The organism is Brachybacterium sp. JB7 (assembly GCF_003335205.1).
GTDB lineage: Bacteria > Actinomycetota > Actinomycetes > Actinomycetales > Dermabacteraceae > Brachybacterium > Brachybacterium alimentarium.
The window spans coordinates 36,353-47,648 of record NZ_QPGN01000002.1 but is presented as its reverse complement, the minus strand read 5'-3'; the positions used below and the strand labels follow the sequence as shown (position 1 = coordinate 47,648).

Below are 11,296 nucleotides of genomic sequence, written 5' to 3'. Positions count from 1 at the left end.
AAGCTCGCGTGCACTGGGGTCGGTGAAATTCCGAGCCGGCGGTGATAGTCCGCGACCCGATGGCCTCTGGCCCTCGGCTGACCAGGTGGAACTCCTGGACCGACGGTCAGAGTCCGGATGGGAAGCGCACGCGAACGACGTCCTCGGGCGGCTCTTCGCCGTGCACCCCGGTGCACCGGCGAACGCTCCTCGGGCGACGACGTCTCCGCACCCTTCCCCTCCCTCCGGAACCGCGAGCTGCGGACCGAGGGAGAGAGACCATGCTGGCCCACGCCGAGACCGCGGCCCTGCGCCGTGCGCTGGAGATCGCTGCGGACCCCGCCGTGCCCTTGGGCCCGAATCCCCGTGTGGGCTGCGTGCTGCTCGATGCCCACGGAGCGGTGATCGCGGAGGGACACCACCGCAGGGCCGGCACGCCGCATGCCGAGATCGACGCCCTGAGTCGCGCGTCCGTCTCCGTCGCCGGAGCCACCGCCCTCGTCACCCTGGAACCCTGCGCCCATCACGGACGCACCGGGCCCTGCGCCGACGCGCTGCTCGAGGCCGGAGTGGCCCGGGTCGTGGTCGCCCGGCGTGACCCGAACCCGCACGCGACCGGCGGCGTCGAGACCCTGCGTGCCGCCGGCATCGACGTCGAGCTGGACGTGCCCGAGGACCTCGCTGCCGCGGCCGGCCTGCTCAATCGCGGCTGGGAGCACGGCCTGCAGCACGACCGCCCCCTGGTCACCGCCAAGACGGCGCTCACGCTCGACGGCCGGGTCGCCGCGGCGGACGGCAGCAGCCGTTGGATCACCGGCGAGGAGGCCCGCAGCGAGGTCCACGACCTGCGCGCCACCTGCGACGTCGTGCTCATCGGCGCCGGCACCGCCCGGATCGACCATCCCTCTCTCACCGCCCGCCGCCCCGACGGGACCCTGCTCCCGCACCAGCCTCTCCGCGTGGTGATGGGCACCGGCGACATCCCCCCGCTGCCCGCTCCGGCGGGTGCGGGAGACACGCTCCTCCTGCGCACACACGACCCGTCGGCCGCCCTCGCGGAGCTCTTCGCGCACGGCCGACGCCATGTCCTGCTCGAGGGCGGGCCCACCGTGACCGGCGCCTTCCTGCGCGCCGGGCTGGTCGATGAGCTGATCGTGCACCTGGCCCCCACCCTGCTGGGCGCCGGACCACCGGGCGTCGGCGACCTGGGGATCACCACGATCTCCGAGCGCCTGGACCTGGACCTCGTGGAGGTCGCCCCCCGCGGCTGCGACCTCCGCCTCACCCTCCGCCCCCGAACCGCCTGACCTGGAAGGACCCCCATGTTCACCGGAATCATCGAAGAACTCGGCACCGTCGAGTCGCTCACCTCACCGGCGGATCCTGCCCGCCTCACGATCCGCTCCCCGCAGGTCCTGGCCGGCATCGCCCTGGGCGACTCGATCGCCGTGAACGGCTGCTGCCTCACCGTGACCGCAGAGGACGGCGAGACCTGGAGCGCCGACGTCATCGCCACCACGCTCGAGGCCACCACACTCGGCGGGCTCGCCGCCGGTGACACCGTCAACCTCGAGCGCTGCGTACGGGTCGACGGACGCCTGGACGGCCACATCGTGCAGGGCCATGTGGACGCGACCGGCGAGATCCTCGACCGGGAGGAGGAGGCAGGCACCACCCGCCTGCGGATCCAGCTGCCCGCGGGCCTGGCCCGTTATGTGGTCGCGAAGGGATCGCTGGCCGTGGACGGCGTGAGCCTCACCGTCGCCGCGATCGACGGCGACGAGGTGACGATCGGGTTGATCCCGGAGACCCTCGCCCGCACCACCCTGGGCCGACGGGACATCGGCCACCGCGTGAACCTCGAGGTCGACGTGCTGGCCAAGCACGTCGAGAAGCTGCTGTTCGCCGAGGGGGCGCGTCGATGAGCACGCTGAGACTGGACTCCGTCGAGCAGGCCCTCGCCGCACTCTCCGTCGGAGCGCCCGTGGTGGTCGTGGACGACGAGGACCGCGAGAACGAGGGCGACCTGATCCTGGCCGCCTCGGCCGCGACCGCGCAGACCCTGGCCTTCGCGGTCCGCTACTCGAGCGGCCTGCTGTGCGCTCCGATGACGGCGGCGAGGGCGGATGCCCTGCAGCTGCCGCTGATGGTCGCCGAGAACGCGGACCCGCTGCGCACCGCCTACACCGTGAGCGTCGACGCCTCCGCCGACGTGACCACCGGGATCAGCGCGGCCGACCGTGCCCGCACCCTGCAGGTCCTCGCCGATCCGGGCTCGGCCCCCGCGGACCTGATCCGTCCCGGCCACGTGCTGCCCCTGCGTGCCCGCGACGGCGGCGTGCTCGAGCGCCGCGGCCACACCGAGGCGGCGGTGGACCTCACGCGTCTGGCCGGCCTGCCCGACGTCGGCATGATCGTCGAGCTCGTGCACGATGACGGCACCATGATGCGCGGACCGGCGCTGCGGGAGTTCGCCGACCAGCACGACCTGGTGATGATCTCGATCGAGGCGCTCGTGGCGCACCGTCGGGCGCTCGAGGCCGATCCCCTCGAGATGACCGAGCCGGTGGACCTGCCCACCGAGCACGGCACCTTCCGTGCCCTGGCCGTGCGCGACGGCTCCGCCGAGCATCTGGTGCTCGTGCGCGGGGACGTCACGACCGACGAACCGGTGCTGACCCGGGTGCACTCCGAATGCATGACCGGGGACGTGTTCGGCTCCCGCCGCTGCGACTGCGGGCCGCAGCTGCAGGAGTCCCTGGCGCGGATCGAGGCCGCCGGCCGCGGCGTGCTCGTCCTGCTGCGCGGCCACGAGGGGCGAGGGATCGGCCTGGTGCAGAAGCTGCGCGCCTACGCGCTGCAGGATTCCGGCCGCGACACCGTCGAGGCGAACCTCGACCTGGGCCTGCCGGTCGACGCCCGCAGCTTCGAGGCGGTGCCGCGGATCCTCGCGCGCCTCGGCGTGGGGAGCGTCCACCTGCTCACCCACAACCCCGCCAAGGCCGAGGCGCTGCGCGCGGGCGGCCTCGACGTCGCCGCGGTCGTGGACCTCGGCACCCACCCCACCCCCGAGAACCTCGCGTATCTCACCACCAAGCGGGACCGACTGGGCCACCATCTCGTCGGCCTCCCCACCACCCCTGAAGGAGACGCTGCATGAGCGGACACGGAAGCCCCAGCCTGACCACCACCTCCCACCCCGACCTGCGGGTCGCGATCGTCGCCGCCTCCTGGCACCAGGAGGTCATGGACGGCCTGCTCGACGGTGCGCTGCGCGGCTGCACCGAGGCGGGGATCACCGGCCCCACCGTGGTGCGGGCCCCCGGCTCCTTCGAGCTGCCGGTGATCGCCGACCGTCTCGCCCGCACCCACGACGCCGTGATCGCGCTCGGCGTCGTGATCCGGGGCGGCACCCCGCACTTCGAGTACGTCTGCTCGGCGGCGACCGATGGACTCTCCCGGGTGGCCCTGGACCACGGGGTTCCCGTCGGTTTCGGGCTGTTGACCTGCGATGACGAGGAGCAGGCGCTGGACCGATCGGGTCGCGAGGGCTCGAGCGAGGACAAGGGCCACGAGGCGGCGACCGCCGCGCTGGCCACCGCCGCGGTGCTCGCGGAGCTCTGAGCGCGAGGTCGCCTGCCCAGGCGGCTCTATGCCGCGATATCACCCCGCCTGAGGCAGGGGACCCCGGCGACCGCCTCCGAAACGGCTTCCTGAGGCCGCCGAGGGCCGTCTGAGGCCGATCCTGCGTCGCGTTCTCCACAGGATCGGCCGCGTCAATAGGTTCACGGGCCTCAGTCGGCTAGAATGGGGGTGTTCGGCCGACGTCCTCGCGGATCTCGATGCCGTCGGCTCGATCGCTGTGGCCTACGGGTGCCTTACGCGCGTGTGCGCGCGAGACTCCTCGTGGGCCGCATGTGTGCTGAGCCGTCCGGATCGCTCCGCGTGGCCGGCCGCAACCCTCGACGCTCTCCTGGGTCGAGGGATCCCAGGACTGCGAGGAGCCACATCAGGTGAGCGACAGCGACCACCCCATGCCCGAGACGGATGCCTCCCGGAGTGCTTCTGACGCTCCCGATGCGCCGGAGGCACCGGACGCACCGGCACCCCCGGTCCAGTCCGCCGGTGAGCGCGCAGCGCATGCGCCGGAGCACTACGACGCCTCGGACATCACCGTCCTCGAGGGCCTCGAGGCGGTGCGCAAGCGCCCGGGCATGTACATCGGCTCGACCGGTGAGCGCGGCCTGCACCACATGGTGCAGGAGATCGTCGACAACTGCGTGGACGAGGCGATGGCCGGTCACGGCGACACCATCGAGGTGACGCTGCTGGACGACGGCGGCGTGAAGGTCGTCGACCATGCGCGCGGCATCCCCGTGGCGATGCACCCCACCGAGGGCAAGCCCGCCGTCGAGCTCGTGCTCACGGTGCTGCACGCCGGCGGCAAGTTCGGCGGCGGCGGCTACGCGGTCTCCGGCGGCCTGCACGGCGTGGGCTCCTCCGTCGTCAACGCCCTGTCCATCCGCATGGAGGTGGAGATCCGCCGCGACGGTCACGTGTGGCGCCAGGCGTACAGCCGCGGCGTCCCCCTCGCCCCGCTCGACAAGGGCGAGGAGACCGAGGAGACAGGCACCACGATCACCTTCTGGGCCGATCACGACATCTTCGACGAGACCGTCTACGACTTCGAGACGCTGCGCAAGCGATTCCAGCAGATGGCGTTCCTGAACAAGGGACTGAAGATCACGCTGACCGACGAGCGCGCCCCCGAGGAGCCAGAAGAGGACGAGGACGACGTCATCGACGTCGAGCTCGAGGCGGAGAACGCCGAGAAGGAGTCCGGTCCCCGCACCGTCTCCTACCTCTACAAGCGCGGTCTGCAGGACTTCGTGGAGTTCATCAACACGGCCAAGCGGGCCGAGGTGATCCACCCCGAGATCATCTCCTTCGAGTCCGAGGACCAGGAGGCCGCGATCTCCGTCGAGGTCGCCATGCAGTGGACCGGCGCCTACTCCGAGTCGGTGCACACCTACGCCAACACGATCAACACGCACGAGGGAGGCACCCACGAGGAGGGCTTCCGCTCCTCGCTGACGTCGATCGTGAACCGCTACGGCCGGTCGCAGGGCCTGCTCAAGGAGAAGGACTCGAACCTCACGGGCGAGGACATCCGCGAGGGGCTGACCGCCGTGGTCTCCGTCAAGCTCGGCGAGCCGCAGTTCGAGGGCCAGACCAAGACGAAGCTGGGCAACACCATCGCCCGCACCTTCATGGTCAAGGTGATGACCGATCAGCTCCAGGACTGGTTCGTCTCCCATCCGCAGGAGGCCCGCGCGATCGTCATGAAGGGCCAGGCCGCCGCGGCCGCCCGCGAGGCGGCCCGCAAGGCCCGCGATGCGACACGCCGCAAGTCGCCGCTGGAGACCGGCGGCATGCCCGGCAAGCTGCGCGACTGCTCCTCCCGCAACCCCGCGGAGTCGGAGATCTTCATCGTCGAGGGCGACTCGGCCGGCGGCTCCGCCGTGCAGGGCCGTGACCCCCGCACCCAGGCCATCCTGCCCATCCGCGGCAAGATCCTGAACGTGGAGAAGGCCCGGCTGGACCGCGCGCTGGACAACCAGGAGGTCCGTTCGCTGATCACCGCGTTCGGCACCGGAATCGGCGACGACTTCGACGCCACCAAGCTGCGCTATCACAAGATCATCCTGATGGCCGATGCCGACGTCGACGGCCAGCACATCTGCACCCTGCTGCTGACGCTGCTGTTCCGCTACATGCGCCCGCTGATCGAGCTCGGCCACGTGTTCATCGCGATGCCGCCGCTGTTCCGCCTGAAGTGGACCAACGCCCCGCACGAGTACGTCTTCAGCGATGTCGAGCGCGACGAGCGCCTCGAGGCCGGCCGCGCCGCCGGTCGCCGCATCCCCCGCGACAACGGGATCCAGCGCTACAAGGGTCTGGGCGAGATGGACTGGAAGGAGCTCCAGACCACCACGATGGACACCACCTCGCGCACGCTGAAGCAGGTCACGGTCGACGAGGCCGCCGACGCCGACACCATCTTCTCAGTCCTGATGGGCGACGACGTCGAGTCCAGGCGGCGATTCATCCAGGAGAACGCCAAGGACGTCCGCTTCCTCGACATCTGATCTCGGCCCCACCCGAAAGGCCTCTCTCTCACCATGAGCGACACCCCGCAGGACCCCACGAACCCCGACGAGACCCCGGAGCTGCCCGCCGGTGTGGCCGGCCAGGCCACGCCCGACGGCGCCCACGAGATCTCCACCTCCGAGGCATCGGACCGCACCGTCACCCTCGTCGACCCCCTCGACGAGGACGAGGTGGACCGCATCACCCAGGTCGACCTGAACCAGGAGATGCAGCGCTCCTACCTCGACTACGCGATGAGCGTGATCGTCTCCCGTGCGCTGCCCGACGTGCGCGACGGCCTCAAGCCCGTGCACCGCCGCATCGTCTACGCGATGTACGACGGCGGCTACCGCCCCGACCGCTCCTTCTCGAAGTGCGCGAAGGTCGTCGGCGAGGTCATGGGCAACTACCACCCCCACGGCGACACCGCGATCTACGACGCCATGGTGCGTCTGGTGCAGCCGTGGTCGATGCGCTACCCGCTGATCCTGGGCCAGGGCAACTTCGGCTCCGCCGGCGACGACGGCGCAGCCGCCCCGCGATACACCGAGTGCAAGATGGCCCCGCTGGCCCTCGAGCTCGTGCGTGACATCGACCAGGAGACGGTCGACATGCAGGGCAACTACGACAACACGGTCGACGAGCCCGTCGTGCTGCCCGCGCGTTTCCCGAACCTGCTGGTCAACGGGTCCGCCGGCATCGCCGTGGGCATGGCGACGAACATCCCGCCGCACAACCTGCGCGAGGTGGCCGACGCCGTCCAGTGGCTGCTGACGAACCACGAGGCCACCAAGCCCGAGCTGCTCGAGGCGTGCCTGAGGTTCATCAAGGGACCCGACTTCCCCAGCGGCGCCACGGTCGCCGGCACCAAGGGCATCGAGGAGGCGTACCGCACCGGTCGAGGCTCCATCACCCAGCGCGCCGTGGTCTCCACCGAGGAGATCAACGGCCGCATGTCGCTCGTCGTCACCGAGCTGCCCTACCAGGTCAATCCCGATACCCTCGCGCGCAAGATCGCCGAGATGGTCAAGCTCGGCAAGATCCAGGGCATCGCGGACATCACCGACGAGACCTCCGGCCGCACCGGCCAGCGCCTGGTCATCACGCTCAAGCGCGATGCGGTCGCGAAGGTCGTGCTGAACAACCTGTACAAGCACACCCAGCTGCAGGAGAACTTCTCCGCGAACATGCTGGCGCTGGCGAACGGGGTGCCCCGCACCCTGTCGATCGACTCCTTCGTGCGCGAGTGGACCAAGCATCAGATCGACGTCATCGTGCGTCGCACCCGGTACCGCCTGCGCAAGGCCGAAGAGCAGATCCACATCTACCGCGGCTACCTCAAGGCGCTCGACGCGCTCGACGAGGTCATCGCGCTGATCCGTCGCTCGCCGGATGCCGACCAGGCCCGTGACGGGCTGATGGAGATGCTCGAGATCGACGAGCTCCAGGCCAATGCGATCCTCGCGATGCAGCTGCGTCGCCTGGCCGCCCTGGAGCGCCAGAAGATCATGGACGAGCACGATCGTCTGCAGGCCCTCATCGAGGAGTACACGGCGATCCTCGCGGATCCGCAGCGCCAGCGGGACATCGTCTCGAACGAGCTGCAGGAGATCGTGGACCGCTACGGCGACGACCGTCGGACCCAGATCATGCCGTTCGACGGGGACATGTCGATGGAGGACCTCATCCCCGAGGAGGACGTGGTCGTCACCATCACCCGCGGCGGATACGTCAAGCGCACCCGCGCTGACCAGTACCGCGCCCAGAAGCGCGGCGGGAAGGGCGTGCGCGGCGCCTCGCTGCGAGCGGACGACGTGGTCGAGCACTTCTTCACCTCCACGACCCATCGCTGGCTGCTGTTCTTCACCAACCAGGGGCGCGTCTATCGCGCCAAGGGCTACGAGCTGCCCGAGGCGCCGCGTGATGCCAAGGGCCAGCACGTCGCGAACCTGATGGCGTTCCAGCCCGACGAGAGCATCGCCTCGGTGCTCGCGATCGACACCTACGAGGATGCCGAGTACCTGGTGCTCGCGACCGCCTCCGGACTGGTGAAGAAGACGGCGATGCCGGCCTTCGACTCCAACCGCACCGGCGGCATCATCGCGATCAACCTGCGCGACATCGACGGCATCGAGGGCGCACAGCCGGACCGCGTGATCGCGGCCCAGGCCGTGAACGCCGATGACCACCTGCTGCTGGTCTCCCGCAACGGCCAGTCCGTGCGGTTCCCGGCGGCCGATGACGTGCTGCGCCCGACGGGCCGTGCGACCAGCGGCGTGACCGGCATGAAGTTCCGTCACGACGACGAGCTCCTCGCGATGGACGTCGTGCGACCCGAGCAGTTCGTGGTGACCGTGACCGATGGCGGCTACGCCAAGCGCACGAGCGTCGACGAGTACCGGGTGCAGGGCCGCGGCGGCCTGGGCATCCGGGTCGCGAAGCTGCCCGATGACCGCGGCCACCTGGTCGGTGCCGCCGTGGTCGAGGAGAGCGACGAGCTGCTCGTGGTCATGGAGCGCGGCCGCGTGGTCCGCTCCCGCGTGGCGGAGGTGCCGTCCAAGGGCCGCACCACCATGGGCGTCGTCTTCGCCAAGCCGGACAAGGGCGATCGCATCCTGCTGGTCACCACCAGCCCCGAGTCGGAGATCGACGAGGAGGAGGCGGGGGACGCCGAGTCCCCGGAGCTCACCGACGCTGATGGTGATGCTGTGCAGATCGAGGGCGACGGGGAGTCGGTGCAGGCTCCGGCCCCGTCCGATGATCTAGGCTCTGACGAGTCCGACCAGTCGCCCGCCGGCGACGACGACCCCAACGAGGAGTAATCCGTGAGCACGAGCGACTCGAGGTCCGCCTCCGGCACCACGACGTCTCCGGAGGCGACCACCAAGCTCCCGGCGTTCGAGGAGAGCGAGACGTCCCCCTCGACGACGTCGATCGGAACCGGCAAGGGCTCCGCGGCCAAGGGCGCCAGCCGCAGTCCGAAGAAGACGACGGGCCCGGCGCAGACCGCTGAGCCCGAGCGGCGCGGTCCGCGCCGGGTGCGGCTCACGCTGGCACGGCTGGACCCCTTCTCGGTGATGAAGCTGTCGTTCCTGGTGGCGATCGCCCTCGGCATCGCGACCGTGGTGGCCGTGATCCTGACCTGGAACCTGGTCGATGCGATCGGTCTGTGGGGCAAGATCGATCAGCTCGGCCGTGACCTCAACAGCGGTGACCCGCTGCCGTTCATGGAGTTCTTCGAGTTCTCCAAGATGGTCAGCTACGGCACGATCGTCGCCGTGGTGAACGTCGTGATCATCACGGCGCTCGGCACGCTGCTGGCGTTCCTGTACAACCTGGTCGCCGCGCTGCTGGGCGGGCTGAAGATGACCTTCACCGACGAGTGACCGGTCGCGCCCAGCGGGCGCGGCTCCTCGCCGGGAACGGGCGGGCATCCTCCGGGATGCCCGCCCGTTCCGCGTGCGGAGGACCTACTCCGCCGAGTTCGACGTGGAGTGCGAGGCCGAGTCCCGGTCGTCGCGGTCGTCGCGGTCGTCGTCGCGGTCGCGGGTGACGGGGGTGCGCCGCGCCTGCCGGAACATGAGCACGGCGGCGATGATCTGGAGGACCGTGAGTCCCCGGAGGACGGAGTCGTCGGTCGTGATCATCAGATAGATCCCCACGCACAGCAGGTAGGCGCCGAGGACGAGGAAGTAGAGTCGTGAGCGGATGGCAGTCTCCTGGTGCGGGTCGAGGTCAGGTCGCCTGGAGGTCCGTGACGTCGGCGACCTGTGCGTGCAGGGCAGCGAGGGCCGCCTCGGCGTTGAGCGTCGCTGCGACGCCGTGCGCACCGGCACCCAGGGAGATCCGCCGAGCGGGATCCCCGGTGAGGTCGATGTCCGCGATGACGGGCCAGGCGGTGGTGGAGCCGAACGGCGTGATGGTGCCGCGCTCGTACCCGGTCACCTCGCGGGCGACGTCCTTGTCCGGCATGGACAGGCGGTTCACCCCGAGGAACGAGCGGAGCTTCGGCCAGGAGATCTCGCGATCGCCCGGGACCAGCACGAACAGGTAGTCGCCCTTGCGTCGGCGCACCACGAGGGTCTTGATGATGTCGCGGGGCTCGACCCCGCGAGCGGCGGCGGCTTCGGCGAGGGACCCGACCTGTCCGTGCCGGGTGATCTCGGCGTCCAGACCGCAGGCCGTCAGGGCATCGATCGCACGCTGTTCGCTCATCACCCCACGATAGGTCCCCTCGACTCCAGCGGGTGACACGGGCCAGCGTGAGAGCTGAGAGCTGAGAGCAAGGAGGGCCAGGACGGCGCTGGGCGCACGTGGGGGTGGCCACGGGATCCTGGGGCGGGCCGGCCCGGCTCGTTATGGTCGAGTCATGTCTTCCTCGACGATCTCCACCCCTGTCCAGGCCGATGCCCCGGAGGACTACCCCTGGACGGGGCAGGCCGTGCGCTCCGCGCTGCTGCTGGCCGAGGGGATCGTCGATCTGGACCCGGCCGACGCCGCGGCCGCCCCCACCGAGGAGCAGGACCGTGCCCTCGTCGACATCGCCGCGATCGAGCAGGCCCTCGCCGCGGAGGGAGCGGCGCCGCTCGCCGAGCGCACCCTGGTGGTGGCCGTCGGCTCCAACCAGACCCCGGAGACGATCGCCCGGAAGTACGCGCGCTCCGGCGCCGACGTGCCGATCGCGACCCCGTTCGTGCGCTGCACGGTGCGCGGCCTCGCCGTCGGCCACTGCGCGCACACCTCCGCGCGCGGCTACATCCCTGCCGCCCCGTACCGTGCCGACGGGGAGCGGATGGAGCTCGTGGCCACCTGGTTCGACGACGCGCAGCTCGCCGTGGTCGACGAGACCGAGCCGAACTACGAGCGGGTGCGCCTGGACTCTTCCCGGTTCCCGCTCTCCCTGGCCACCGGGCACGAGCCCGGGCAGTTCGACGTCTACGCCTCGAGCTGGGGCGTCGTCGCCCACGAGCAGCCGATCCCGCTGCGCCACCGGCAGCAGGAGATGTTCGACGAGCTGGTGGGGATCACCGGGTGCGAGCTGCTGATCGGGGACGCCGCCGAGGTCTGCGCCCGACTGGCCGCAGCGCCCGAGGCGCTGAACAGCCTGGTCCGCGAGCACGGCCTGGTGGCCGACGACGGTCTGCCGCACGGATCCTGACCCGCGCGC

At 70.5% G+C, this 11,296-nt stretch carries 10 protein-coding genes and 1 riboswitch; of the genes, 8 read left to right on the top strand and 2 right to left on the bottom strand.

From position 1 onward, the window contains the following. Positions 1 to 4 precede the first annotated feature (4 nt). Positions 5 to 134, top strand: a riboswitch (FMN riboswitch). Between the two features lie 126 nt (positions 135 to 260). The 7 genes from ribD (at position 261) to CIK81_RS02535 (ending at position 9,515) form a co-directional block, all read left to right on the top strand. Then, positions 261 to 1,286 (top strand): bifunctional diaminohydroxyphosphoribosylaminopyrimidine deaminase/5-amino-6-(5-phosphoribosylamino)uracil reductase RibD, encoded by a 1,026-nt coding sequence (gene ribD / locus CIK81_RS02565; RefSeq protein WP_114355346.1) that lies wholly within the window; start codon positions 261 to 263, stop codon positions 1,284 to 1,286. A 15-nt stretch (positions 1,287 to 1,301) separates the two neighbouring features. Beyond that, positions 1,302 to 1,904 carry a riboflavin synthase gene (locus tag CIK81_RS02560; RefSeq protein WP_114355345.1) on the top strand — a complete coding sequence of 201 codons (603 nt, stop codon included), beginning with the start codon at positions 1,302 to 1,304 and terminating at the stop codon, positions 1,902 to 1,904. Then, positions 1,901 to 3,139 (top strand): 3,4-dihydroxy-2-butanone-4-phosphate synthase, encoded by a 1,239-nt coding sequence (gene ribB, locus CIK81_RS02555; RefSeq protein WP_114355344.1) that lies wholly within the window; start codon positions 1,901 to 1,903, stop codon positions 3,137 to 3,139. The genes CIK81_RS02560 and ribB overlap by 4 nt, the downstream gene beginning before the upstream one ends. Then, positions 3,136 to 3,603: a 6,7-dimethyl-8-ribityllumazine synthase gene (gene ribH / locus CIK81_RS02550; RefSeq protein WP_096166540.1), complete on the top strand. Its 468-nt coding sequence runs from the start codon at positions 3,136 to 3,138 to the stop codon at positions 3,601 to 3,603. The genes ribB and ribH overlap by 4 nt, the downstream gene beginning before the upstream one ends. Before the next feature lie 389 nt (positions 3,604 to 3,992). Next, positions 3,993 to 6,128: a DNA topoisomerase (ATP-hydrolyzing) subunit B gene (gene gyrB, locus CIK81_RS02545; RefSeq protein ID WP_096166539.1), complete on the top strand. Its 2,136-nt coding sequence runs from the start codon at positions 3,993 to 3,995 to the stop codon at positions 6,126 to 6,128. A gap of 33 nt (positions 6,129 to 6,161) precedes the next feature. Further along, a complete protein-coding gene (gene gyrA, locus CIK81_RS02540) occupies positions 6,162 to 8,951 on the top strand; it encodes a DNA gyrase subunit A (RefSeq protein WP_114305266.1) in 2,790 nt (929 codons plus the stop codon). A gap of 3 nt (positions 8,952 to 8,954) precedes the next feature. Beyond that, positions 8,955 to 9,515, top strand: a complete 561-nt coding sequence (locus CIK81_RS02535) for a DUF3566 domain-containing protein (protein ID WP_096166537.1) — start codon at positions 8,955 to 8,957, stop codon at positions 9,513 to 9,515. A gap of 84 nt (positions 9,516 to 9,599) precedes the next feature. Here the strand turns inward: CIK81_RS02535 and CIK81_RS18100 are convergent, their stop codons facing one another. Both CIK81_RS18100 and CIK81_RS02530 read right to left on the bottom strand, forming a co-directional pair. Continuing rightward, a complete protein-coding gene (locus tag CIK81_RS18100) occupies positions 9,600 to 9,776 on the bottom strand; it encodes a hypothetical protein (protein WP_158541892.1) in 177 nt (58 codons plus the stop codon). 88 nt (positions 9,777 to 9,864) lie between these two features. After that, the gene (locus CIK81_RS02530; RefSeq protein ID WP_096166536.1) at positions 9,865 to 10,344 is read right to left on the bottom strand and encodes an aminoacyl-tRNA deacylase; all 480 of its coding nucleotides are present in this window, start codon (positions 10,342 to 10,344) and stop codon (positions 9,865 to 9,867) included. Positions 10,345 to 10,498: 154 nt separating this feature from the next. Between CIK81_RS02530 and CIK81_RS02525 the strand changes: the two genes are divergently transcribed. Then, complete coding sequence (locus tag CIK81_RS02525) at positions 10,499 to 11,287, top strand: hypothetical protein (RefSeq protein ID WP_096166535.1); 789 nt, start codon at positions 10,499 to 10,501, stop codon at positions 11,285 to 11,287. The last annotated feature ends 9 nt before the right edge of the window (positions 11,288 to 11,296 follow it).